The following is a 23,146-nucleotide window of genomic DNA, read 5'->3' on the forward strand; positions in this document are numbered from 1 at the left end:
AGCATGAATCGCATCCTCACCGCGGCCGGGGCCGCACTCCTCACCGCCGTCGCCCTGTCCGCGTGCGCTCCCGGCACGCCCGCTGCGACCACCACCCCGACCGCCACCCGGACGCCCGAGGCCGCAGGGCCGGCCCTCCCGCCCGGGCTGACGCCGTCGGCGATCGCCGCCCTCCCGGCCGCGGTGTACGACGCGGTCATCCCCGGCCTCCTCGCCGCCCCGGCGGAGCCCCGGATCAGCCACGCGTCAACGGTCGCGTTCGACACCCCGGTCTACGCTGCGGACTTCACCACCGCCGTCGCGCGCATCCCCGCCACGGACTTCCTCGGCAAGCCGACTGTCGTCGTCCCCGTCGCCACGAAAGGCGCGTGGTCGATGGTGCTCACGGCCAGCCGCCAGACCCTCCCCTCGCAGGCCGGCGACGGCGCGACCGCGCCCGCCCAGACCGCCGCCTGGCTGCCCACGTCGGCGCTCGGAACCTCGGTCGCACTCCCCCACCGCGTCGTCGTCTCCGTGTCGGCGCAGACGCTCACCATCGCCGACGCGGACGGGAAGGCGGAGCAGACATTCCCCGTCGGAGTGGGGACCGCCGAGACCCCGACGCCGACCGGCACGACCGGCTATCTGCAGGCGCGCTACCTTGATCCCGCGCAGGGCCAGGCGATCCACCGCATCCAGCTCACCTCCCTGCACGCGACGGCCGCCGACGAGCCCTACGGCGGAGCGGACGGCGGCCTGATCGGCATCCACTACCAGGACGTGGCGTCCGGAGCCGTCTCCCACGGATGCGTCCGGCTGGGCGCCGACGCGATCGCCGCCGTCGACCGGCTGCCGCTCGGAACGCCGATCACGGTCCAGGACTGACAGGACGAACGCCCGCCGAACCCATGCATGCGCATCAAGAGGCCACCGGTCGTTAACCTTCCGTTTACCACTGCGGGGGACTCTGGTCAGACACCGGGAATAGCGTCACACGCGGGTCGCACCGACCCCGTCCTGTTGTTACTGATCCCCGGAAGGGACAACTGTGAAACTGAAGCGTCTTGGCGTTCCCGTGGCACTCCTCGCCGCCGCCGCCATCTCCCTCACCGCCTGTGCGTCGAACGAGGGCAGCACCCCGGCGACCACCACGGCCAAGCCGTCGAACCTCTCCGGCACGCTGAACGGCATCGGTTCGTCCGCTCAGGGCGCCGCGCAGACCGTCTGGGCCGCCGGCTTCCAGCAGGCCAACCCGAAGGTCACCGTCAACTACGACCCGCAGGGCTCCGGCGCCGGCCGCAAGAGCTTCATCTCGGGCGCCGCGGACTTCGCCGGCTCCGACGCCGCGCTCAACACCACCGAGCTCGCCGGCACGTTCGCCGGTTGCGCCGCGGGCGCCAAGGGCATCGACCTCCCGGTCTACATCTCCCCGATCGCAATCGCGTACAACGTGGACGGCGTGAAGGACCTCAAGCTCGACGCCGACACGATCGCCGGCATCTTCTCGGGCAAGATCACCACCTGGGACGACGCCAAGATCAAGTCGCAGAACTCGGGCGCCACGCTCCCGTCCGCGCCGATCACGGTCGTGCACCGCTCCGACGACTCGGGCACCACCCAGAACTTCACCGACTACCTGGCGCAGAACGCACCGACCGTCTGGACCGCTCCCGCGGCGCAGACCTTCCCGTTCCAGGTCGGCGACGCCGCCAAGGGCACCTCGGGTGTCGCGGACGCCACCAAGAACGCGAAGAACTCGATCACGTACATCGACGAGTCCGGCTCGGCCGGCCTCTCGATCGCGCAGCTCAAGGTCGGCGACAACTACGAGAAGATCAGCGCGGACGGTGCGGCCAAGGTCGTCGCCGCCTCCCCGATCGCCTCGGGTCGCGAGACCAACGACCTGGCCATCCAGATCAACCGCAAGGACACCAGCAAGGGTGCCTGGCCGCTGGTCCTGGTCTCCTACGTGGTCGCCTGCCAGCAGTACAAGGACGCCGCCAAGGCGGACCTGGTCAAGGGCTACGTCGACTACATCATCAGCACCGACGCCCAGAAGGCCGCTTCCGACCAGGCCGGCTCGGCCCCGCTCGCGAGCGACCTGACCTCCAAGGTCAGCAAGGCTGTCGCCAGCATCAAGTAACACCCCGGCCGCTCGGCCTGGACCGCACCCCGGTCCAGGCCGAGCGGCGCATCACACTCACCCCGCTGGGGACCCGATGAGAGAAAGCAACGAATGACCGCCGGAACCGCAGGAGCCATCAAGCCGAAAGCGAAAGTCCGCCTCGGCGACCGCGTCTTCTCCACCTCGACCGTCGTGGCCGGGTCGCTGATCCTCGCCACCCTCGCCGCCGTCGCGCTCTTCCTCATCATCCAGAGCATCCCTGCTCTGAGCGCCGGAGCCGGCGAGCTCCCCAACAACGCCACCAACTTCTGGGCGTGGGTCTGGCCGCTGGTCTTCGGCACCATCTGGGCCGCCCTCATCGCCCTGATCATCGCAACGCCGCTGTCGATCGGCATCGCCCTCTTCATCTCGCACTATGCGCCCCGCCGGGTCGCGCAGACCCTCGGCTACATCATCGACCTGCTCGCCGCCGTCCCGTCCGTCGTCTTCGGTCTCTGGGGCATCGCGACGCTCTCCTCGTTCGTCCAGCCCTTCTACGCCTGGCTCGGCCAGTACCTCGGCTGGTTCCCGCTCTTCGCGCCGCCGATCTCCGGCACCGGACGCACCATCCTCACCGCCGCGATCGTGCTCGCCGTGATGGTCATCCCGATCATGACGGCGATCTGCCGCGAGATCTTCCTGCAGACCCCGCGCTTGCACGAGGAGGCCGCGCTGGCGCTCGGCGCCACGAAGTGGGAGATGGTCCGCATGGCGGTCCTCCCCTTCGCCCGCAGCGGCATCATCTCCGCGATCATGCTCGGCCTCGGCCGCGCGCTCGGCGAGACGCTGGCGATCGCGATGGTGCTCTCGCCGGCCCTGATCGTCAAGTTCGCCGTGCTGCAGGCGCAGAGCCCCAACACGATCGCCGCGAACATCGCGCTGCAGTTCCCGGAGGCCACCGGCGTCGGCGTCAACGCGCTCATCGCATCCGGCCTCGTGCTGTTCGTCGTGACCCTGCTGATCAACATGCTCGCCCGTTACATCGTCAGCCGCCGTGCGGCCTTCTCTGGAGCGAACTGATGGCCGCCACCACCACCGCGACCGCGGCGCCCCGCCCGCTCGCCAACTCCTACACCGCGGGCAAGCTCCCGCGTTGGACGCCCTGGGTGATGCTCGTCGGCTCCTGGGCCGTGCTCATCGCCGTGTTCGCGATGCTCGCGGCCAGCGGCGCCACCAAGGGCTTCAACCCCGTCGGGGCGATCTTCTTCGGCACCGTGCTCTTCGACATCGCGATCTACACCACATCGCTGCTGGTCGAAGGCAACCGCAAGGCGAAGGACCGGCTGGTCACCTCGCTCGTCGCGACGGCGTTCATCATCGCGCTGCTGCCGCTGATCTCCCTCGGCTGGACGGTCGTCGCCCAGGGCCTCGCGCGGTTCGACCTCACCTTCTTCTCCGAGTCGATGCGCAACGTCATCGGCGAGGGCGGCGGCGCGCTCCACGCGATCGTCGGCACGCTGGAGATCACGCTCATGGCGGCGGTCATCTCGGTGCCGATCGGCCTCCTCACCTCGATCTACCTGGTGGAGTACGGGCGCGGGATCCTCGCCCGCGGCATCACCTTCTTCGTGGACGTCATGACCGGCATCCCCTCGATCGTCGCCGGTCTGTTCGCCTACGCGCTGTTCGCCCTCTTCTTCGGGCCGGCCATCCGCAACGGCTTCATGGGGTCCGTGGCTCTGTCCGTGCTGATGATCCCGGTCGTCGTTCGTTCGAGCGAGGAGATCCTGCGGATCGTCCCCAACGAGCTGCGGGAGGCCTCCCTCGCCCTGGGCGTGCCGAAGTGGCTGACCGTGCTCAAGGTCGTGCTGCCGACGTCGGTGGCGGGACTCGTCACCGGCGTGATGCTCGCCATCGCCCGCGTGATCGGCGAGACCGCGCCGCTGCTGATCGTGGCCGGCTTCACCACGAGCATGAACTACGACCTCTTCAACGACCGGATGATGGCCCTGCCGGTGTTCGTGTACACCCAGTACACCCAGGCGGCCGGCCTGCACGCGCAGGCCTCCATCGACCGTGCCTGGACCGGTGCGCTCACCCTGATCATCATCGTCATGCTCCTGAACCTCATCGGCCGGATCGTCGCGAAGGCCTTCGCCCCCAAGTACGGCCGCTGACCGCGGACTCCACAGCTTCAACCCGAAGAAACGCAGACAAGGAAAAACGTGTCCAAGCGCATCGAAGTCAACGACCTCAACGTGTACTACAGCAAGTTCCTCGCCGTGGAGGGCGTGTCGCTCACCATCGAGCCGCGCACGGTGACCGCTTTCATCGGCCCGTCCGGCTGCGGCAAGTCGACCTTCCTCCGCACGCTGAACCGCATGCACGAGGTCATCCCCGGCGCGTACGTCGACGGTGAGGTGCTGATCGACGGCAACAACCTGTACGGCACGGGCGTCGACCCGGTGCTCGTGCGCCGCCAGGTGGGCATGGTCTTCCAGCGCCCCAACCCGTTCCCGACGATGAGCATCCGCGACAACGTGCTCGCCGGCGTCAAGCTCAACAACCGCCGGATGTCGAGGAGCGAGTCGGACGACCTGGTGGAGAAGTCGCTGCAGGGCGCCAACCTCTGGAACGAGGTCAAGGACCGCCTCGCCCTCCCCGGCTCCGGACTCTCGGGCGGCCAGCAGCAGCGCCTGTGCATCGCGCGCGCCATCGCGGTCTCCCCCGACGTGCTCCTGATGGACGAGCCGTGCTCGGCTCTCGACCCGATCTCGACGCTCGCGATCGAGGACCTGATCGAGGAGCTCAAGAACGACTACACGATCGTGATCGTCACCCACAACATGCAGCAGGCCTCGCGCGTCTCCGACCGCACCGCGTTCTTCAACATCGCGGGCACCGGCAAGCCGGGCAAGCTCATCGAGTACAACGACACCAACATGATCTTCTCCAACCCGACCGTGCAGGCCACCGAGGACTACGTCTCCGGCCGCTTCGGTTGATCCTCCACCGCACAGCGTGAACGAGGCCCACGGGATGTCCCGTGGGCCTCGTTGCGTCTCATCCCCCGGCCGGCGGCCGGCTCAGGAGTTGATGGCGACGATCGGCTTCGTGGTCGGCTGCTTCGAGCCTCCGCTGGGCTCGACGGTCATGCCGATCGTGTCGCCTGGCGTCATCGTGCCCGTGAGGACGCGCCAGGTCGCGACGTGGCCGGCGGAGTCCATCGTGCCGGCCGGAGTCGCGGCGCCGCCGCGGATGTACCAGAGCTCGTAGGTCTTGCCGCCGGCGAGCTGCGGGAGGTCGGTGGCGACGATCGCGGACTGGCCGAGCTGGGCCGACCAGACGAGCGTCGCCGTGCCGCCGCCGGTGATGGGAGCGGTGCTGCGCTGCGTGTCGGGGGCGGCGTTCAGGGCGGCCAGCGCGGAGGACTGCTGCTGCTGGTAGGAGTCGGTTCCGGCGAGGCTGACGCCGACGAAGGCGCCGGCGATGAAGAGGACCACGGCGGCCGCTGCGGAGGCGAGGATCGCGCCGGGGCGCTGGAACCAGCGACGGGCCGCGCGGGCCTCGGCGGGAGTGGGGCTTGTCGCGGGGGCCAGGGCCGGCGTGCTCGGCGCTGCGTGCACCGGAGCCGGCGCTGCCGTGCTCTGCGCTGCCTGCTCCTCCTCCGGGGCGAGCTGCGGCGTCTCGGCGATCCGAGCGAACAGCGCGGCCTTCAGCGCTGCGGGCGGTTCGACGGGGTCGGACGCGAGCGCGAGCTGAGCGGCGACGTCCTCGAAGTCCTGCGCCTCCTGGGCGTCGTCCGCACCGAGGCGGGCGCCGAGGCGTGCGGGGTCCACAGCATCGCGGTTCTCGTCGGTCATGGTGTCACCCCCAGTTCGTCGCGCAGGCGTATCATCGCATCCCGCAATCGGGTTTTCGCTGTGCCGAGTGGGATGCCCAGCTCGGCCGCGAGCTCACTCTGGGTGAGCCCTCCGAAGTAGGCGAGTGTGACGGCTTGGCGCTGCACGTCGCTCAACTTCTTCATCGCCACCTCCACTCGCTCATGCTCGACCCGGACCTCCACTGTCTCCGCCACCACATCGAACGCTGTCGGCAGGTCTCGGATGCCGACCGCTGTATCACGGTCGTGCGACGCCTGGGACGCACGGATGCGGTCGATCGCCCTCCTGTGCGCCATCGTGAGGAGCCAGGTGAGCGCTCTGCCCTTATTCGGATCGAAGCGCCGAGCGGATTGCCACGCCTCCAGGAAGACCTCCTGGGCGACCTCCTCGGACTGCGCGGCGTCGATCAGGACCCGCCGGATGAGGCCGAGCACACGGGAGGCGGTGTGGTCGTAGAGGTCGGAGAACGCACGCTGATCGCCCTGCGCGACACGCAGGAGCAGGTCGTCGAGCTGCTCCACCACGGGGGCGTCGTCCACTCTTCGATCTCCACTCGTCTGGGCCGCTGACGCCTTCGACTGTATCCCTTCCGCCGCGATGAGCGAGCCCACGACGGGCATGAAAGAGCCGGACCGCAGAACGCCTCTCGGCGCGAGGCCGCTCGAAGCGGCAAGTATTGGAGCCCGGGGTTACTGCGGTCCGGCTTCGTCAAGCATACAGGAGGCCGCCCGGGGCTTCACGGCGTGGCGTTCGCAGGGAGAGAACGGCGGGCGGGAATACGGGTGGTCTCCGTGCGTCTCCGCTCAGTCGAGCGAGTCGGTGCGCCACAGCCGCGCACAGGTGGTCAGCTCCTCGGCCGTGCGGGTGAAACGCAGGGCGCGCGTGGTCAGCTCGCTCGCCCGCTCGGGGTCGAGCGCGTCCCGGTCGTCGGCCACGGAGAGGCATCCCGCCGCCGTCACCCGGCAGAACGCGGCCGCCCGGTCGAGCGCGACCGCGAAGTCGCCCTCGAACACCCCGCGCAGGATGCGATCGGCGAGCTCCGTCACCTCCCCGGGCCCGGCCGGCGTCGGCGCGCCCGCGACCACGGGGTCGATGGAGGCGATGACCTCCGTGCCGCGCTGGTACAGCAGCGCGGTCCCCTCGGCGTCCTGCCGGATCAGCAGCCGCAGCAGGTAGATCCGCCACAGCGCCCCCGGCAGGCTCTTGGGGTTGGATCGCGCCCACAACTCGGCGATCGCGTCGATGCCGTGCTCGTCGGTGTAGGCGACGAGCCGGTCCACGATCTCCGGATCGGGGTCCTCACGGACGCGCGCGAGCAGCGCCTGGGCGGTCTCGTGGGCGACTTTGCTTATCTGCGCGGGATCGTCCCCACCGAGAAAGGCCTCGAACATCCCCCCGGGAAACAGCGTTGGCTTGTGATAGCGGTCCGGCATCCCCCCATTCTGCCCCGGCACGGGGAGGTGCGGAATCCACGCTAGATTAGAGGGCGAGGGCCTCTAGCTCAGTCGGTAGAGCATCGGACTTTTAATCCGCGGGTCGTGGGTTCGAGCCCCACGGGGCCCACCCAGTGGATCACAGGGATTCAAGCCCATCGGCGGCAGTTTCGGAAGCCGCGATTTCGGGATTTGCCCACATTTTGCCCGCAACCTCTGGAGAGCCAAGACGGCTCAATGCGTCCCCAACGGCATCCAGGTCATCGTCGAAGAGGTCGGCGTAGACGTCGAGGGTCATCGCGGCGGAGGCGTGGCCGAGCTTCCGTTGGACTGCCTTTACGTTGGCTCCCGCCGAGCTGGCCAAGCTCGCGGCCGTATGGCGGAGGTCGTGGACGGTCGGGCGCAGCAGGTCGGGATGGTTGTCGGCGAGAGAGTCGGCCGCTTTGGTCGCTTCGCGATGCAGCGGAGCTGCACCCTTGACTCGGTCGCTCAGCGCGCGAGGATGCCTTGGGTGGGGCACCAACTGATGACGCACCCTTCCGCGCTCCCGTCGGTTCCAAGCCCAGTGGGCGCCGCGTTAAGACTGGCTCAAGGAGTCTTGGATCTCACCCTTGAGAAGTCGGCCTCCTCCTCGTCCTTGGAAAGGAGGCGCTGGCCGGCCATGCGCACGACCCGGCCACTCACTTCATCAACCTGCGGGATGTCACCGGCCAGCCAGCGCAGAGTCGTGTAGCCGCCTCGTGTTTCACGGTAGAAGGCGCTCACATACGCCCTTCGCGCCAGTAGGAGTATCAAGCCGAAAAGGAACACGTTGGAGTAAGACGCGGCGAAGCCTGTGACGAATGGCGAAAGATGGCGTGTTAGGAAGACGAGCGAGCTGTTGACCCACCCCGTTACGTAAATGCAGCCAAGGATTCCGATGAGGGCTTGATCGCGGTTGAAGTAGGTCCTCGCTCCGTACCCGACATTCGCAGCCACTACGGTGCCGAACGGAACCCGGTGCAGTGCCGGTCCTGCGAGGTCGTCTCTTGGCCCACGCCGTTTCGCAGCACGTATGTGTAGCTGAATGGCCAGGCAGAGATCAACCAAATCCTTCTCGGAGGCGATTGCCTTCCAACCTGACGAACCGACGGTGAAGAACAGTTCCGGCTCGTCACCGGGTGCGTTGAGTCGAATGCGCAGCACGGATGAACGCTTGAGTCCGTTGCGACGCACCCGTTCCGTGCTCACAGAATCGACCTGGCCCCACGGGATGTCTGCGACCACGCGCGGGTCTCTGACTCCTGCGTAGATTCGCATTCCTCGCTGCGAAAACGCCGCCGTCAACGCAGGGCGCATGCCGTGGAATTTCGCCACCGACAATGTGCTGTCGAGCGCGCCGAGCCTCCAGAGGCTCACAGACGTCGGCGCGTCCAAGACCATTGCGTGGAGGCGCGCTTGCGGCTCGATCTTAAGTACCGCCTCCCATCTACAGTCTGCCCTCCACCTGGAGGACAGGTAGCTCGCCGCGATGACCGACACGAAAACGACGTTTCCGATCGTCGCCCCGAGCACGAACAGCCAGGACCTAGCCTCGCTTTCGAAGCTGAGTCCGATGACTGCAGTCGCAGCGATCACGGCCACGATCAATAAAGGGACCAGGACGAGCAGACGCTGCCACCAGTGCAAGCGGGTTTGATACGTCGGCACTGTCGAGCCCCCTCGGTGTTTGTCGTCGTCGCCAAGACTTGCGTGACCATCTTTGCAAACCAACGGTTGATTCGCTCTGGGGTTGAGCGAGCAGTTCGCTGGTTCTTTTTCGCGTAGTCGACGATGAAGTACACCGCCACTCCTGCGAGATACAGGAGTGCGATCGACCAAGCTATCCAGTTGCTGTCGAGCAACCCGCCCAGGACCTGCGTAGCCAAGCAGCGCGGAGAGAATCATCGCGGGAAACAGAACTACTACGGCCCAGACCCTTCGACCCATCGGGACGCTACCACCCCTCCGGGCATCACCGCGGAGGTACTCCCGGGGTCTTCGACGTCCATGTGCTGAACCTAGCGGTTCCGAACAGTGTTCAACGGGAGCGAAGCACACGGCGCATTGGAGTAGATGGCATGCTCAACGGGCTAAAGCAACCCGAAAAGGAAAGCATGACCGACAGAGCTAGAACACCAAGAAGGAAGCAAGGACACAAACCAACGAGGGAAGGCCAAACCAAGAAGACGAAGTCCCGATACACAAAGACGGAAATGCAATAAATGCAATGCACCCAGGCACTTTAAGTGAGCCCCTTCGGCAGCCCAATGAATGACAGGGGTCGCGTGTAAACCAGGTTGCATGGCAAATCGGGGCAAGGCGAGCCGGCGCGAAGCGTCCTACGCGCGGCAGCGCCAAGCGCACGACGCCGCCACCACACGGCACGCTGAAGACCGCGAGCGGGAGGCCGCACAGCGGCACGCCGCCGACGCGATGTTGGAGTTCCAGGCCAAATGGGGCACGCGCGACGACGCCCTCCAACGACTTGGTGAGGTCTCGCGAACCATGGAGCGACTGCGCCGCGAACAGGACACCGCAATTCGCGAACGCGACGAGTTGATCGTTGCCGAAAGCTGGAGCTCGTTGTCGGCGCGAACGGGGCTGAGCCGGCAGGGGCTAAGCAAGCGGTCTCGGGACTACACCGCGAAGTCCTAGAGATGGAATTGCGGACGCTTCTCGGATGTCGCCATCGTTTTCGGCTAGCCGCCCCAGTGCCGGAGCTGTTCGCGGATCGTCGTTTCGTAGGCCCTCCGTGCAAACGTGAACGTGACGGGCTCGAACTCTTCGAAATCGGGTTTCTCACTCAGTCCTGTTTGATAGGCCACGCTTGACCACCGGACCTTCGTGTTCTCAAAATCGATACGCGCGCTGATGGTTGCACAGTTCAAATCTCCGCACTGAGAGCAGTAGAGGATCGCCGTACGACTGTCTGCAAAGCGCACCCAAGCCTCGTCGTTCGGCTGATACCCATCGAGCAAGGCGCGCAGGCTCTCCACTGGATACGGGTGCCCCTCCGTCCCACGAACCATCTGAGTTCGCTCGTCGGCAACGCTGCCGTCATGCAATCGGAGATGAGAGCGCAGGGCGACACCATTGATCGTCCAATCGAGGAAGTTCACCGGGGTTCGTCGCTTCCTATTGCGCCAACCTCTGATGTCGATGATCACGTCCTCAGTAGCCACCCACTCCGTTCCGAGCTCGTCGAGAATTCCCTCGGCGCTTTCTTCGGAGTTGTTGGACATGCCGCTAGATTAGTGGGCCATTCGTCGCACAGCGTGGAGGTCCAATGCGGCAAAATGCGGCGCCCAAGGGGAGCGGAATAGAGATGGCAGCATTGTGTACCCTCGGCCCGACCCCGGGATAGTGGTACGATATCTTGTACCATTTGGAGGAATCATGGCCATCACAGCAAGCGAGGCTCGCAGCGACCTGTTCGGCCTCATCGAACGCGTCAACCTCGACCAGACCGAAGTCGAGATCACGTCAAAGCGCGGTTCGGCCGTGCTGATGTCGAAGGACGAGTACGACTCGCTGCTGGAGACCACCTACCTCCTGCGCTCCCCCAAGAACGCACGACGCCTCATCGACGCGATCGAGAGCGCCCGCGCTGGAAACGTCACCGAGCACGACCTGACCAGTGAGTGATCGCAAGCTCGTCTGGACCGTCGGCGGCTGGGAGGACTACCTCTACTGGCAGGGTCAAGACCGGCGAACGCTCAAGCGGATCAACCTGCTGATCGAAGACATCCTGCGTGACGATCCGTTCGAGGGCGTCGGAAAGCCGGAGCCGCTCAAACATGCGCTGGCCGGAGCCTGGTCGCGACGAATCGATGAAGCGAATCGACTGGTGTATCTGGTCGACAACGCATACGTGATCGTTCTGCAGGCCCGCTACCACTATTGACGCGACTGCCGTCGCAATCCAGAGCCAGGGCTACCTGGCATGACAGCATGAGCGTGTGAAATCGCCCGCAGAGATTCGCTCGCAGCTGAGGACCCACATTGGTTCCGAACGGATCGTGAACATCGAACGTCGATCGCGACCTGGCTCTACGATCGACGGATTCGTCCTCGTTGTTGGACGAGATTGGGTGCTGCTTTCGAAGACGACCGAAGGCGGCTACTTCGACGGCCATGCGGCTATTAGGATCAGCGACATCAAAAGGGCGCGGCCTGATCGGTCCTTTCAGTCCGATTTCGCCAGAACACAGCCCGATTGGCCACCCTCGCTTCCTCTCCGCCGTGAGGATCTCGATCTGGATAGCACCAAAAGTATGCTGCGGTCGCTCCTTGTTGCCGGTCACATGATCGGCATCGAGCGAGACCTGCGAGTGGAAGCTATCTGGATTGGCGTGCCCGACGGCCTGACCAAGAAGTTCCTCTACCTCTGGGAAGTCACGCCCCAGGCGACATGGCATGAGGCGCCGCTAGGGTACAAACTCAAGACGATCAGAACCGTAATTTTCGACGATCGGTATCAGACTGCCTTGGCTGCAATGGCGGGGAACTCGCCCGCTGACGCAGCGAGCGACTGGGCGCATGATCTAGAAAAGATGCGCTGAAAAACTGGCACAAGCGACACCTGCCCTGCAACTGGCGTACCGCCTGAGTGCGCCCTTTAGGATGAGCGCGTGGTGCGAATCAGCAAAGGCCAGTTGCGACTTGCACTCGTTGTCTCGGGGATCGCAATGATTGCCTGCCTGGTCGCAGGAGACTACTTTGCAGCCATCACACTCGTCATCGTCGCCGCACTCGGTACTTGGTGGCAGGTTCGGCACGCGAAGCTCGCTGCCCGAGATAAACACGGGCACGACCGACACGAGCTGTGATGATCGTCGCGAACCTGCGGCCCGGTCTGACCGTCTTCTTAGAGGGGTCTGTCATGTCTCAGGACATCTCTGACGGTTGTGAACCAATAGATCTCTGACGCTTCGTCGTCGATTCGTCCTGACACTTCTCCTTGGTTGAAGAGATCGGTGCGACGCCAGTGGTCCCTTGGGCCCCTTTCGCCAGTTACTCGGTTCGGCCGAGCCATTGAACCTCGCTCGAATCGTCATAGTCTTCGCGTAGGAGGCGGAGAATGCCATGAGCGATAGACGAAACACCCCCTCGTTCGTCGGACTTGTTGTCTCCTGCTTCGCGTTCGCGGTGATCTTGGCGGTCGTCGCACTGCTGCATCCGCTTCCCTGGATCTGGGTCCCTGTTGGACTCGCCCTCATCGCAGGAGTCATAGGGCTCATTGCTGTCGCGACTAGAGCGAGGCGGTAGTCACCCCATAAGCGGCTCAACCTTGTCGGGACCGAACGTGCCGCTGGCTTGAAGCGGAAGGGCACTCGTCGCTGTCGGCCCCGGTGGTTCTCCCTCGATCTTTGAGGGATGAGCCGTGTTGACCCCGTTGATCCTCGTGTCCGTCTTGCGATTGTTCAGTGGCCGCCGGATGCTCCGCGTGGTGCTGTGACGACGTTCTGCATCGAGCACGGGATCTCGCGGGAGACGTTCTATGCGATCCGAAGACGGGTGGCGGAGGACGGTCCGGCTGCTGCGTTGGAGCCGCGGTCGAGACGGCCGCGCAGCAGTCCCTCACGGGTGATGGACGAGGTTGTCCAGCGGGCGGTCGCCGTGCGGGCCGCGTTAGAGGCCTCCGGGTTGGATCATGGGCCGATCAGTGTTCACGAGAAGATGCGGGCGTTGGGGATGGAGCCGGTGCCGGCGGTGTCGTCGTTGGCGCGGATTTTCCGTGATGCGGGTGTGGCCCGGTTGGAGCCGAGGAAGAAGCCGCGGGCGGCGTTCCGGCGGTTCGTCTATCCGGCGCCGAACGCGTGCTGGCAGTTGGACGCGACCGAGTATGTGCTCACCGGTGGTCGCAAGTGCGTGATCTTCCAGCTCATCGACGACCACTCCCGGCTGGCGGTCGCCTCCCATGTGTCCTGGGGGGAGACCTCCGAGGGCGCGATCGCGGTGGTCAGCAAAGGGATCGCGGCCCATGGTGTTCCGCAGCGGCTGCTGTCGGACAACGGGTTGGCGTTGAACCCGTCCCGTCGCGGGATCCTGGGTCAGCTGGTGGCTTATCTGCGTTCGCTCGGCGTCGAGCCGATCACCGGGAAGCCCTATAAGCCGACCACGCAGGGCAAGAACGAGCGTTTCCATCAGACGTTGTTCCGGTGGCTGGATAAGCAACCGTTGGCAGAAACGCTGGAGCAGCTCCAGGCCCAGGTCGACGCGTTCGATCTGATCTATAACACCGAACGCCCGCATCAAGGGTTGCCGGGTCGGGTCACTCCGGCGCTGGCGTGGGCGGCAACAGCCGTGGTCGAAGCGCCTCGTCCGCCCGCTCAGCCGACTGTCCCGGTCGGGGAGAACGAGGGCCCGTGGATGACCCGGATCCAGACCAACGGCACCGTCTATGCCCGCGGCACCAAGTTCCAAGTCAGCCGAACCCTCGCCGGCCAGATCGCCTATCGGGTCGAGGAGAAGGACCGACTCTTGATCTTCGACACCCACGGCACCCTTCTAGCCGAATACCCCTGGCCCGCACCGGGCACCAAATACGTCGGCAGCGGCAACCCCCGCGGGCCCCGTGGGCCACGCAAGAATCGCGGAGTGTCAGAGATGTCCTGAGACATGAACTGTCAGAGATGTCCTGAGACAGAAACGTCAGAGATGTCTTGAGACATCACACTTCTTAGAGGGGTCGACTCGCGATCCGTGCCCACACTTTGCCCACACTTTAATGAGATCTCCTGCGATCACAATGTTTCTCTGTGATTCAAAACCCGCGGAATTTCGGGGATTTTTACGAGCGATCGCCCCTGGTAGGCAAGCCGAGCGGACTCTTAATCCGCGGGTCATGGGTCCGAGCCCAAGCAGCCCACCCACGACGATGAACGTTCTCAACTCGGACCGCGCCGCAATCGTTCGAGGTCCTCCCGGAGCGTCTCCCTGGCTTCGGGTGGCATGCGATCGATCTCGGCCAGCGAGGAGAGCCAGGCCGCCGAAACTTGCAACGTAGCGCTCGGTTCGTCCTCTCGGAGCACGTGGTCGTGCAGTTCGTCCACGGCCAGCTCGAAGGCGTTCGCATCGATCGGGCGATCCGCTCCGAGCGAGAGTTCTATCGACCGGCCACCGAGTCCGAGGAGCGGATGCTCGGCCGGCGGGGACGGCACCGATTCTGCGCCTTCCTTTCGCGCCTCCAGGCGCCTTCTCCGGCGCTCCAGGGCTACCGCCCCGATCATCCACGACACGTCGACAGTATGCACCCTGTCAGTGTTCGCGCCCCTCCGACGGGGGACATCATTCCAATCCGTTCCGCCGATGCCTCCGGAACACTCCTGACGGCCGGAACCATTCCGGTCGCGCAACGCAAAGGGAGTTCGGAATGAACAACGTCACCAAGCGCGTCGGGATCCTGGGCGGAGCGGCTGTGGTCGCTTCCGGTCTGATCGTGGGAGGTCTCGCCCTTCCGGCGAACGCGGAGACGACCAACACCGACACCGCACCCACCACGACCACGGCCGTGGCGCCGCACACGCTCGACTACCTGAGCCTGTCGGACATCCTGCACAGCGTCTCCGCTCCGGTCACGGTCGGCCCCGTCGTTCAGGGTCCCGTCGCCAGCGGCAACGCGAGCGGCAACACTGTCGACCCGGTCGCGAGCGGCGACCCCGTCGCCAGCGGCAACCAGGCCAACGGCAACTCGGTGGGCAGCAATGACTCGACTCCGGTCGCCAGCGGCAACACCACGCCGGTCGGCTCGGGCAACAACACCTCCGCGGGCAACGGCACCGGCGTCTCGGCTCCGGTCGGCTCCGGCAACACGACCGGCACCTCGCTGAGCAACCTCGGCGCGTCCGTGACCGACTCGGTCAACAGCGCCGTGAGCGATGCCCTCAAGGGCCTCAACGGCACCAGTGGCATGCTGGGTCGCTGACCTGAGCTAGGCGCACATCGGCGCCCGGACCGAACGGGTCCGGGCGCCGATGCGTGTTCTCAGGCCTTCCTGGCTCGGGACACCGAGCCGGACCGGGACACGATGATCACGGCCAGTACGACGGCAGCGACCTCGGCCAGCAGGTCCAGGCCGCCCTTGACGTCCACCGGCTCGCCCCTCCCGATCGCCAGACCGACGGCGTCCTCCGCGTGGCCGGCCTCCAGCGGGAGACCCACCAGGACCGCATAGGCGTAGATGCCGATCAGGGCGACGTTCACGACGACGATCCCATACAGCACGAGCCACTGGGGCCGCTCGGGCAGGAACAGGATTCCGCCGGCCAGGGCGAGTTGTGCCACTCCGGCGAGGAGGAATCCCGTTCCGAGCAGCACCGAGGCGCCGAGGTGCTCCGGGGTGAGGAGCAGGTGGATGGTCCCCGCCACGATGAGCGAGACCGTCAGCACCAGGCGCAGCGCGGTGAGGGAGTCGATCCGTCCCGCGGCCGCGGGGGTGCTGATCGCGGCGGCCAGCAGCGCAGCGCCCGCGAGCGCGAACACGGCGGGCCCCACCCCGGGGACCGGCGCGGTGAGCGCGCCGGCCGGTCCCGGAGCAGCCGCATACGAGGCGATCCGCAGCGCACTGTAGAGGCTGTCCACGATGACCACGGCCGCGCCGAGGATCGCGAGCGGTCGGAGGACCGCCGCGCTCCCCTGCCTCGCCATGACGACGAGGACCGCGACCACGACCAGCGTGACGCCGCCCAGGAGTCCACCATCCAGCGCGAACCCGCGGACGACGGTGAGCCCGTGGAACAGCACCAGCCACGGAAGGGCGCCACCCGCGACCATGAGGGCGAGAGCCAGCCCGCCCGAGGCGAGAGCGACTGCCTCCCGCGGGACGGTGACATTCCAGGGACGCGACACAGCGACGTGTGCGGACATGATGCTTCCTACCGCTGTCCGATGACGTTGAAGAACAGATAGAGGTTGGTCGGGATCGGGCCGAGCACACCACTCGACGGATCGGCGATCAGGCTGTTCATCACCGCTTCGGACTTGCCGGCCGCGAGCTTCGCCCACGCGACCTGGTTGGTCACCGCGACGACCTTGACGTCCCACCAGCCGCCGGCCGGTCCGTCGAGGATGTGGCTGTGCGCGGGCAAGGCCACGTCGGCGACGGCGTTGGGCGATGCGCCGAGCGCGCCGGCGATCCGCGACAGGTCGATGTTCAGCGGGTGGTTCGGGCACGACGCGACGGCGCACATCGGAGCGGGAACCGGGTTGCTGAACAGCGGGACGAGCACATACAGGGTCGACCTGTCGGCGTTCGCGACCGGGCCGTGGTTCGCGGCGGTCCCGACCTCGCACGCACTCGACGCGCTGGATGCCACGCTCGTGTCGCAGAAGAAGTTCTGCGCGTACTGCACGGTCACCGTCTCGCCGTTCGTCCAGGCCGGCGTCCTCGCCGAGGACACCGGCTGCACGGCCGAGCCTCCTGCGGCGAAGGCGGCGGTGGCGATCGACAACGACGCCACGACAGCGCCGATCACCAGTGAGCCGATCAAACCGGCGCGTCTTCTGCCGCCGGTGTTCTTCAATACCATGATCACTCCATTCGGACCACGGCCTCCAATGGATGCACAACGGTCGTCGGGGCAGCGGCGGGCGACCGTGGACTCGACACTGAACTCGGCGCTGGCTATTCGGAGCCGGGGGTTGATCGGATGGGAATTCGGGCTCCAGCGTCAATCCCGCCGATCGCCCTCACCGTGCATTAGCGTCGTCCCCGAGACAGCGCCAGCACTGCGCGACGAGGAGCCGAATTGACCGACAAGCCGACGGCTGCCCGAAGCGGCCAGCCGAACTGGTTGCCGCTTGCCGGGTCGATCGCCTTCGTGACGTTGATGACTGTCTCGACAGCTCTGAAGCTCCAATCGCAGCACAGGGACACCTGGTTCGTCGTGTCCACACTCCTCTGGGCCGTCGGCATCATCGTCCTCTTCTTGTGTGCGGTTCTGACCAACTGGGAACTTCGCGTCACACGCCGAACCCGCTCGTTGCGACGGGACTATCCCACCGCGTACATCGTCGAGATCCTGAATGACCCGGGACTGTCGGTGCAACTCCAGGTGCTCGTTCGACGACTCCAGCGGAAGCGCGTGCGATTCCCCTCACGTGGCACGCAAACGCTCGTCGTCGATTCCACGGGGATCCAGCTGTTCGTCGGAAGCGCGAACTATCGAAGGAGAGCCGCAGTTCCCGTCGACGCGATCGAGCGCCTCGGGCTGTCCGCGACGCGCGTCGGGCAGTACCAGATCCGGAGTGTTCCGTCTGTGGACGTCGACTGCCGGATCTCCGGGATACCGCTGACCCTCTCGATGCATCTTTCCCGGTTCGTCGGTGTCTGGCCGCTCTTTCTGACGGAAACACGGAACGCTGAGGCGTGCCAGCGGATGCTGGTCGCGCTGGGGCGCGTCGGCACCCCGTCCGAGCCCTCCGGTCGGTGAGCAGCGATTGTCTCCGAAACACCTGCCTGACGGCTCGCGCCCTCCTCGACGGGACGATTCCGCCGACGATTCCCCGTCGCGGATCACCGTCGCCGGTCGGATCAGCGGCTCCGGATACCTCGCCGTGCGGCTGGTGCTACCCCTGTGGCTGACCGCACTCGCCCTCGTCGTGGCCGTGCCGCCCACATCGTTCACGCCGTTCGATTCTGTCGCCCGAGTCCTGTGGATCGTGGCGAGTGTGTGGTTCATCGTCCGCAGCCTGATCGTGGGCGTCTACGTCAGGAACGAGCGACTCGTGATCGTGGGCTGGTTCTGGATTCACCGGATTCCGCGGTCCGAGATCGACGACTTCGTCGCGAAGGCGTATGACGGGCTCATCACGCGGGGCGACGACCGAAACGTCTTTTCCTCTCGCGTCCGCAGCCTCGGAGTCGATGTCGCTTTCGACCGGGTCCGCTACTTCAACAGCATCGCGCTGCCGAATCGCGTGTCGAGACGCGTGGTCGCGGGTCTCCGGCGGACAGCGCTGGTGCCTTCGGAGGACCCCACGTCGACCGGGCGATGACATCCGGAGGCCCCCGTTGAGTCTCCCTCTCCCCCGACCGAGTTCGGCCCCGGGCACGAAGCCCGGGGCCTTCGTAGCCGCCGCTTACGCGACCGGTCCCTGCGCCAGAGTCACCTGCGCCGTGTGCGACGCGCCGGAGGCGTCGGTCCAGGCGATGGTCGCGCTGTCGCCCGGGTGGAGGGCGGCGAGCGCGGTGGTGAGGGCCTGCGCCGAGTCGATGGTCGTGCCGTTCACCGCGGTGATCGTGTCTCCCGCGGCCAGCCCGGCCGATTCGGCCGGGCCGCCGGAGACCACACCGGAGATGGTGGCGCCGGCGACAGAGCCGGTCGCGGTTCCGGACGACCCGAACGAGCCGTAGCCGCTGCCCGCTCGCCGCGCTGTCGGTCGACGCGACCTCCACCCCGAGGAAGGCCGGGTAGCCGAGCGTCACCGTGGACGACGCCTGGCCGGACGTGATCTCTCCCGCGATGGTGAGCGCGTTCTGGATCGGGATGGCGTAGCCCTCGGTCGCGCCGCCCTGCGCGGCGGCGGTGTCGATGCCGATCACCTGGTCCGAGGAGTTGAACAGCGGGCCGCCGGAGTCGCCGGCCTGGATGTCGGCGTCGGTCTGGATGAGGCCGTTCAGCGTCTCGGAGACGGCGGTCTGCTCGGCCTGCGTGGTGATGGTCTGGTCGAGGGCCGTCACGGTCCCCGGTGACGCGGACGGGGTGCCGCCCGTGCCGCCCGCGTTGCCGACGCCGGTGACCGTGTCGCCGACGGCTGCGTCGCCCGACGTGTCCAGGTTCGCGGTGCTGAGGCCCGAGGCGTTGCTGAGCTGGAGGACGGCGATGTCGTCGGTGGCGTCGGTGCCGACCACGGTCGCGGTGTACTGGGCGCCGGTGGCGACGACGGTGACGGTGATGCTGGTCGCGTCCTCGACCACGTGGTTGTTGGTGAGGATCTCGCCGTTGGAGGTGAGCACGAGGCCGGTGCCTGCGCTCTCGGCCTGCGCGTAGGTGAGCTGCGACGTGATGTCGACGACGCCGACCTCCTCGGCGGCGGTGGCGCTGGCGAGGGCGGAGGAGCCGGTGGAGGACGACGAGCCGGAGCCGCTCGAGCCGGAGCCCGAGCCCCCGTAGCCTCCGCTGCTCCCGGAACCGTAGCCGTAGCCGTACCCGCCCGAGCCGAACCCGTTGCGGCTCAGCGTGTTGTGGACGCTGCTGGACGCGGTGGAGGCGGTCGCGGAGGTGGACCCGGCGGTGTAGGCCAGCGCCCCCAGCCCGAACGCCGCGCCGACGGCGAGGGTCGCGGCGACCGCGGTCGATGCCACGATCAGCGGCCGGCGTCGGCCCCGCGGCGCGTGTGCCGGTGCGGCTGCGGCGGGCGCCGCATTGTTCTCTGCTGCTACGGGGGGAACTCCCTCGACCTCGTCCATGACTGTGGTCCTCTCGACTTCAGGCTTGATGTCGACAGCACACCGCATGCGAGTGGGAGGCCATGATGCGCAGCTTTTGACTTCGCCGGGAGAAAACTAGAGATTCCTATGAATCGGGTCACGGGAGGGTCACGCCGCCGGACCACGTGCCGGGCTCACGCCACCCCGGTGAACCGCCCGCGCTCCAGCACGTACCCCACGGCGACGGCCCCCGCGATGCACAGCATGATCGGCGCGAGCATGTCGGGGCCCTGGTTGGTGAACTCCATCACAAGGATCAGCGCGGTCAGCGGCGCGCGCATGGTCACCGCGAGGAAGGCCGCCGCACCGAGTAGTGCGAAGGCCGCGAGCGGCTCGCCGGGCCAGAGCAGCTCCCACACGCCGCCGAGCGTCAGTCCGAGGCCCGCGCCGATCGCGAACGACGGGGTCAGGGTGCCGCCGGCCGCGCCCGCTCCGATGGTGCCGACGGTCGCGGCGGTCTTGACCACGGTGGTCAGGAGGATCACCGCTACCGGCAGCGTCGCCTCCAGCGCGAGCTGGCCGAGCGAGCGGCCGTTGCCGAGGATCGCGGGCAGCCAGAGCGACACCACGCCGACCGCGGCGAAGACCAGCGGCATGACGATGAGGATGCCCCACGACGTCGGGCGGTGGTTCTGGGCGAGGCGGGTGAGCCGCACGAAGCCGACGGCCGCGAAACCGATGAGCGGGCCCGCGAGGATCGCCCACACCACGATCTGCGGGCGCAGCGGGATCTGGTGCACGAGGTACAGCGGGTTGGCCGGCACAACGAGCCGGGCGACGAGCGCCGCGATCGCCGAGGTGGCGAGGGCAGGCAGCACGGTCGCGAAGCTGATCTCGGCGAGGAGGATCTCGATGGCGAACACCGCACCGCCGAACGGGACGTTGTAGACGGCGGCGAGACCGGCGCCAGCGCCGCACGCGACCAGGATGCGGCGCTCGCGCGCACTCACGCCGGCGCGCTCGGACAGCCACGACGCCCACCAGGCCGCGATCTCGCGCGGGGCGACCTCCCGGCCGATGGAGGCGCCGAGGCCCACGATGATCACCTGGAGGGCGGCGTTGAGGAGCGTGACGACGCCGGGCATCCTGCGCCCGTTGACCGCGGCCTCCACCGAGACGATGGCGCGCGCGGGGCTCCGGCGTCCCCAGCGGCGCAGGAAGAACCAGCCGACCCCGCCGAGGACGCCGGCGAGGACCAGCGCGACGACGCGGTTCACCGGCGGGGCGTCCAGAAGCCCCTCGAGGAAGGTCCCCTCCGAGTAGCCGAACGCCAGGTGCTGGATGGTGTGCAGGCCGAGGTAGACCAGCCCGCCGCCCACGCCGGCTCCGACGCCGACGAGTGCCGTGACGACGACGAGCCTGGTCAGCCAGGCGGGCGTCGCGCGTGCGGGAACGCGTCCGGAGATGGGCACGCTCCCAGGCTACTGCCAGCCGGGTCGCGGCCCCGGCAACCGGCTCAGGAGGTCAGGCGGCTCACGGTGCCGCGAGCCCGCCGACCGTGAGAAGGTTCACCGTCGTCGTCGTGCACGCCGTGTAGTTGTCCGCCTTCACGAACAGCGACTCGGTCGACCCCGGCGGGTACACGCGGAACCCGTCGGCCGGCTTCGGCTTGCAGTCCGCGTCGGAGTAGTTGAGAGCCTGGGTGATCTTCAGCGGCGCCTGCGCGGTGCCGCCCGGCTGCAGGACCACCGTGTCGTGCGGGGTGGTGCGGTCGAACTGCGCCGCGCTTCCGAGCTGGGTGCCGTTGCCGTCCCCCACGAACGAGACGCCAGGCCAGCCCTGCAGCGAGCACTGCGTCGAGCCGGTGTTGGTGAGGACGATGGTGACCTCCACGCTGCCCGCGGCGCCGCCTCCGCCCTTGCCCATGCTTCCCGTGAGGCTCGACGTCGCGCACTGGCCCTGGATCGGCTCGGAGGTGCTGGTCGCGGTCGGGCGCGGAGATGCCGAGCCCGTGTCGGACCCGGAGCCCGACGCGGCGGGGGACGCCGCCGGGCTCGCGCCGGCGGAGCAGCCGGCGAGGCCGCAGGCGAACGCTGCGGCGAGCGCGAGGGCGAGAGCGGGCCTGGCGATGACGGAGCGGCGCGTCGAGTCGGACATGCCCTATTGTCAGCACGCCGAGGCGGTCCGCCCGGCGAGGACTCGCCGCCCCGGCAGGAGTTGCACTGGCAGTATGAAGGCATGAGAGCGCTCGGGACCTGGCTGGCACGCTACTGGACGGTCTTCGTCCCCGTCATCGGGGTGGGCGTCCTGATCGCGTTCTGGACGGTCGAACTGGAGCCGGTCGCCGTCGCGGTGATCGCGGTCGTGCTGGCCGGGACCGTGCTGGCCGCCGTGCAGCACGCGGAGGTCGTGGCCCACCGGGTCGGCGAGCCGTTCGGATCGCTCGTGCTCGCGGTGGCGGTCACGATCATCGAGGTGGCGCTGATCGTGACGCTGATGACCACGGGAAAGGACACCGCCACGCTCGCGCGCGACACCGTCTTCTCCGCCGTCATGATCACCATGAACGGCATCGTCGGCCTCAGCCTCCTGCTCAGCGCCACCCGGCGCGAGACCACCTCCTTCAACGCGCAGGGCAGCGGCGCGGCGCTCGGCACGGTGACGGCGATGGCGACGCTCACGCTGGTGCTGCCGACCTTCACGGAGGCGACACCTGGACCGGAGTTCTCGACCGGCCAGCTCGCCTTCGCCGCGATCGCGTCGGTCGCGCTCTACGGGATGTTCGTCTTCACGCAGACCTTCGCGCACCGCGACTTCTTCCTCCCCGTCTCCCCCAAGGGCAGACCGCTCACCGAGGACACCCACGCCGACGCGCCGTCGACCCGCACCGCGCTGATCAGCGTCGGCCTCCTGCTCGTCGCGCTCGTCGCCGTGGTCGGGCTGGCCAAGCTGGAGTCCACCCCGATCGAGCGCGCGGTGACCGGGATCGGCCTCCCGCAGTCCTTCGTCGGCGTGATCATCGCGCTGCTCGTGCTGCTCCCGGAGGGCATCGCCGCGTCGAAGGCCGCGCGCCGCAACCGGATGCAGACCAGCCTCAACCTGTCGCTCGGCTCGGCCATCGCGAGCATCGGGCTCACCATCCCGGCGATCGCGGTCGCGTCGATCTGGCTGCCGGGGCCGCTGCACCTCGGGCTCGGCGCGAGTCAGATCGTGCTGCTGATGCTGACCGTGGTGGTCAGCATCCTGACGATCATGCCGGGGCAGGCGGCGCGCATCAAGGGCGGCATCCACCTGATCATTTTCGCCGCGTTCATCTTCCTGTCGATCGCGCCCTGACGGTGGCGCGGCGTAC

At 67.3% G+C, this 23,146-nt stretch carries 24 protein-coding genes, 1 tRNA gene and 3 pseudogenes; 15 read left to right on the forward strand and 13 right to left on the reverse strand.

The window, feature by feature from the left end:
- The first annotated feature begins 3 nt into the window (after positions 1–3).
- The 5 genes from ABH923_RS06140 to pstB all read left to right on the forward strand — a co-directional run bounded on the left by ABH923_RS06140 (position 4) and on the right by pstB (position 5,088).
- On the forward strand, positions 4–864 hold the full coding sequence (locus ABH923_RS06140; protein WP_370054473.1) for a L,D-transpeptidase: 861 nt from the start codon (positions 4–6) through the stop codon (positions 862–864).
- A 163-nt stretch (positions 865–1,027) separates the two neighbouring features.
- Entirely contained in the window at positions 1,028–2,122 is a 1,095-nt protein-coding gene (pstS, locus tag ABH923_RS06145) for a phosphate ABC transporter substrate-binding protein PstS (protein ID WP_370054474.1), read from the forward strand.
- A 93-nt stretch (positions 2,123–2,215) separates the two neighbouring features.
- Positions 2,216–3,163: a phosphate ABC transporter permease subunit PstC gene (pstC, locus tag ABH923_RS06150; RefSeq protein ID WP_370054475.1), complete on the forward strand. Its 948-nt coding sequence runs from the start codon at positions 2,216–2,218 to the stop codon at positions 3,161–3,163.
- On the forward strand, positions 3,163–4,260 hold the full coding sequence (gene pstA, locus ABH923_RS06155; RefSeq protein ID WP_370054476.1) for a phosphate ABC transporter permease PstA: 1,098 nt from the start codon (positions 3,163–3,165) through the stop codon (positions 4,258–4,260). Before pstC ends, pstA begins: the two co-directional genes overlap by 1 nt.
- A gap of 48 nt (positions 4,261–4,308) precedes the next feature.
- Entirely contained in the window at positions 4,309–5,088 is a 780-nt protein-coding gene (gene pstB / locus ABH923_RS06160) for a phosphate ABC transporter ATP-binding protein PstB (protein WP_370054477.1), read from the forward strand.
- Positions 5,089–5,169: 81 nt separating this feature from the next.
- Here the strand turns inward: pstB and ABH923_RS06165 are convergent, their stop codons facing one another.
- The 3 genes from ABH923_RS06165 to ABH923_RS06175 all read right to left on the reverse strand — a co-directional run bounded on the left by ABH923_RS06165 (position 5,170) and on the right by ABH923_RS06175 (position 7,400).
- Positions 5,170–5,946: an anti-sigma factor domain-containing protein gene (locus ABH923_RS06165; protein WP_370054478.1), complete on the reverse strand. Its 777-nt coding sequence runs from the start codon at positions 5,944–5,946 to the stop codon at positions 5,170–5,172.
- Positions 5,943–6,506 (reverse strand): ECF RNA polymerase sigma factor SigK, encoded by a 564-nt coding sequence (sigK, locus tag ABH923_RS06170; protein WP_370057310.1) that lies wholly within the window; start codon positions 6,504–6,506, stop codon positions 5,943–5,945. Before sigK ends, ABH923_RS06165 begins: the two co-directional genes overlap by 4 nt.
- 264 nt (positions 6,507–6,770) lie before the next feature.
- On the reverse strand, positions 6,771–7,400 hold the full coding sequence (locus tag ABH923_RS06175) for a DNA-directed RNA polymerase subunit beta (RefSeq protein ID WP_179605128.1): 630 nt from the start codon (positions 7,398–7,400) through the stop codon (positions 6,771–6,773).
- A gap of 57 nt (positions 7,401–7,457) precedes the next feature.
- Between ABH923_RS06175 and ABH923_RS06180 the strand changes: the two genes are divergently transcribed.
- Positions 7,458–7,530, forward strand: a tRNA-Lys gene (locus ABH923_RS06180).
- Positions 7,531–7,539: 9 nt separating this feature from the next.
- Here ABH923_RS06180 and ABH923_RS06185 read toward each other — a convergent pair.
- Both ABH923_RS06185 and ABH923_RS06190 read right to left on the reverse strand, forming a co-directional pair.
- Positions 7,540–7,809, reverse strand: a pseudogene (locus ABH923_RS06185) (tyrosine-type recombinase/integrase); the annotation flags it as partial.
- Between the two features lie 179 nt (positions 7,810–7,988).
- On the reverse strand, positions 7,989–9,023 hold the full coding sequence (locus ABH923_RS06190) for a hypothetical protein (protein WP_370054479.1): 1,035 nt from the start codon (positions 9,021–9,023) through the stop codon (positions 7,989–7,991).
- A gap of 699 nt (positions 9,024–9,722) precedes the next feature.
- Between ABH923_RS06190 and ABH923_RS06195 the strand changes: the two genes are divergently transcribed.
- Positions 9,723–10,076: a hypothetical protein gene (locus ABH923_RS06195; RefSeq protein WP_370054480.1), complete on the forward strand. Its 354-nt coding sequence runs from the start codon at positions 9,723–9,725 to the stop codon at positions 10,074–10,076.
- Positions 10,077–10,120: 44 nt separating this feature from the next.
- On the opposite strand, the gene ABH923_RS06200 is transcribed toward ABH923_RS06195, so the two are convergent.
- Complete coding sequence (locus tag ABH923_RS06200) at positions 10,121–10,663, reverse strand: hypothetical protein (RefSeq protein WP_370054481.1); 543 nt, start codon at positions 10,661–10,663, stop codon at positions 10,121–10,123.
- Positions 10,664–10,817: 154 nt separating this feature from the next.
- Between ABH923_RS06200 and ABH923_RS06205 the strand changes: the two genes are divergently transcribed.
- From ABH923_RS06205 to ABH923_RS06225, 5 genes and pseudogenes are all read left to right on the forward strand, one after another.
- Positions 10,818–11,066: a type II toxin-antitoxin system Phd/YefM family antitoxin gene (locus ABH923_RS06205; RefSeq protein ID WP_370054482.1), complete on the forward strand. Its 249-nt coding sequence runs from the start codon at positions 10,818–10,820 to the stop codon at positions 11,064–11,066.
- Positions 11,059–11,325: a Txe/YoeB family addiction module toxin gene (locus tag ABH923_RS06210; RefSeq protein WP_370054483.1), complete on the forward strand. Its 267-nt coding sequence runs from the start codon at positions 11,059–11,061 to the stop codon at positions 11,323–11,325. The genes ABH923_RS06205 and ABH923_RS06210 overlap by 8 nt, the downstream gene beginning before the upstream one ends.
- 115 nt (positions 11,326–11,440) lie before the next feature.
- Positions 11,441–11,983 carry a hypothetical protein gene (locus ABH923_RS06215; protein WP_370054484.1) on the forward strand — a complete coding sequence of 181 codons (543 nt, stop codon included), beginning with the start codon at positions 11,441–11,443 and terminating at the stop codon, positions 11,981–11,983.
- A 69-nt stretch (positions 11,984–12,052) separates the two neighbouring features.
- Positions 12,053–12,250, forward strand: coding sequence for a hypothetical protein (locus tag ABH923_RS06220; protein WP_370054485.1), 198 nt, complete (start codon positions 12,053–12,055; stop codon positions 12,248–12,250).
- A 625-nt stretch (positions 12,251–12,875) separates the two neighbouring features.
- Positions 12,876–14,065, forward strand: a pseudogene (locus tag ABH923_RS06225) (integrase core domain-containing protein).
- 246 nt (positions 14,066–14,311) lie between these two features.
- Here ABH923_RS06225 and ABH923_RS06230 read toward each other — a convergent pair.
- Positions 14,312–14,677 carry a hypothetical protein gene (locus ABH923_RS06230; RefSeq protein WP_370054486.1) on the reverse strand — a complete coding sequence of 122 codons (366 nt, stop codon included), beginning with the start codon at positions 14,675–14,677 and terminating at the stop codon, positions 14,312–14,314.
- A 119-nt stretch (positions 14,678–14,796) separates the two neighbouring features.
- Here ABH923_RS06230 and ABH923_RS06235 point away from each other — a divergent pair, with 119 nt between their 5' ends.
- Positions 14,797–15,348 (forward strand): hypothetical protein, encoded by a 552-nt coding sequence (locus ABH923_RS06235; RefSeq protein WP_370054487.1) that lies wholly within the window; start codon positions 14,797–14,799, stop codon positions 15,346–15,348.
- Between the two features lie 59 nt (positions 15,349–15,407).
- On the opposite strand, the gene ABH923_RS06240 is transcribed toward ABH923_RS06235, so the two are convergent.
- On the reverse strand, positions 15,408–16,289 hold the full coding sequence (locus tag ABH923_RS06240; RefSeq protein WP_370054488.1) for a hypothetical protein: 882 nt from the start codon (positions 16,287–16,289) through the stop codon (positions 15,408–15,410).
- 8 nt (positions 16,290–16,297) lie between these two features.
- Complete coding sequence (locus tag ABH923_RS06245) at positions 16,298–16,951, reverse strand: hypothetical protein (RefSeq protein ID WP_370054489.1); 654 nt, start codon at positions 16,949–16,951, stop codon at positions 16,298–16,300.
- 219 nt (positions 16,952–17,170) lie between these two features.
- Between ABH923_RS06245 and ABH923_RS06250 the strand changes: the two genes are divergently transcribed.
- A complete protein-coding gene (locus tag ABH923_RS06250) occupies positions 17,171–17,854 on the forward strand; it encodes a hypothetical protein (RefSeq protein ID WP_370054490.1) in 684 nt (227 codons plus the stop codon).
- Positions 17,855–18,503: 649 nt separating this feature from the next.
- On the opposite strand, the gene ABH923_RS06255 is transcribed toward ABH923_RS06250, so the two are convergent.
- The 4 genes and pseudogenes from ABH923_RS06255 to ABH923_RS06270 form a co-directional block, all read right to left on the reverse strand.
- Entirely contained in the window at positions 18,504–18,713 is a 210-nt protein-coding gene (locus ABH923_RS06255) for a PDZ domain-containing protein (RefSeq protein WP_370057311.1), read from the reverse strand.
- A 238-nt stretch (positions 18,714–18,951) separates the two neighbouring features.
- Positions 18,952–19,881, reverse strand: a pseudogene (locus tag ABH923_RS06260) (S1C family serine protease); the annotation flags it as partial.
- A gap of 107 nt (positions 19,882–19,988) precedes the next feature.
- Positions 19,989–21,266 (reverse strand): chloride channel protein, encoded by a 1,278-nt coding sequence (locus ABH923_RS06265; protein ID WP_370054491.1) that lies wholly within the window; start codon positions 21,264–21,266, stop codon positions 19,989–19,991.
- A gap of 61 nt (positions 21,267–21,327) precedes the next feature.
- Positions 21,328–21,951, reverse strand: coding sequence for a DUF4232 domain-containing protein (locus ABH923_RS06270; RefSeq protein WP_370054492.1), 624 nt, complete (start codon positions 21,949–21,951; stop codon positions 21,328–21,330).
- Positions 21,952–22,032: 81 nt separating this feature from the next.
- On the opposite strand from ABH923_RS06270, the gene ABH923_RS06275 reads away from it, so the two are divergent.
- On the forward strand, positions 22,033–23,130 hold the full coding sequence (locus ABH923_RS06275) for a calcium:proton antiporter (RefSeq protein ID WP_370054493.1): 1,098 nt from the start codon (positions 22,033–22,035) through the stop codon (positions 23,128–23,130).
- Positions 23,131–23,146: the final 16 nt, after the last annotated feature.

The organism is Leifsonia sp. EB41, assembly GCF_041262565.1.
In the GTDB taxonomy this organism is placed as follows: domain Bacteria; phylum Actinomycetota; class Actinomycetes; order Actinomycetales; family Microbacteriaceae; genus Leifsonia.

Coding starts and splice junctions, on each gene's coding strand:
- ABH923_RS06140 (WP_370054473.1), top strand. CDS start 4: ATGAATCGCATCCTCACCGCGGCCGGGGCCGCACTCCTCACCGCCGTC.
- pstC (WP_370054475.1), top strand. CDS start 2,216: ATGACCGCCGGAACCGCAGGAGCCATCAAGCCGAAAGCGAAAGTCCGC.
- pstA (WP_370054476.1), top strand. CDS start 3,163: ATGGCCGCCACCACCACCGCGACCGCGGCGCCCCGCCCGCTCGCCAAC.
- ABH923_RS06165 (WP_370054478.1), bottom strand. CDS start 5,946: ATGACCGACGAGAACCGCGATGCTGTGGACCCCGCACGCCTCGGCGCC.
- ABH923_RS06175 (WP_179605128.1), bottom strand. CDS start 7,400: ATGCCGGACCGCTATCACAAGCCAACGCTGTTTCCCGGGGGGATGTTC.
- ABH923_RS06195 (WP_370054480.1), top strand. CDS start 9,723: ATGGCAAATCGGGGCAAGGCGAGCCGGCGCGAAGCGTCCTACGCGCGG.
- ABH923_RS06200 (WP_370054481.1), bottom strand. CDS start 10,663: ATGTCCAACAACTCCGAAGAAAGCGCCGAGGGAATTCTCGACGAGCTC.
- ABH923_RS06205 (WP_370054482.1), top strand. CDS start 10,818: ATGGCCATCACAGCAAGCGAGGCTCGCAGCGACCTGTTCGGCCTCATC.
- ABH923_RS06235 (WP_370054487.1), top strand. CDS start 14,797: ATGAACAACGTCACCAAGCGCGTCGGGATCCTGGGCGGAGCGGCTGTG.
- ABH923_RS06240 (WP_370054488.1), bottom strand. CDS start 16,289: ATGTCCGCACACGTCGCTGTGTCGCGTCCCTGGAATGTCACCGTCCCG.
- ABH923_RS06245 (WP_370054489.1), bottom strand. CDS start 16,951: ATGGTATTGAAGAACACCGGCGGCAGAAGACGCGCCGGTTTGATCGGC.
- ABH923_RS06270 (WP_370054492.1), bottom strand. CDS start 21,951: ATGTCCGACTCGACGCGCCGCTCCGTCATCGCCAGGCCCGCTCTCGCC.
- ABH923_RS06275 (WP_370054493.1), top strand. CDS start 22,033: ATGAGAGCGCTCGGGACCTGGCTGGCACGCTACTGGACGGTCTTCGTC.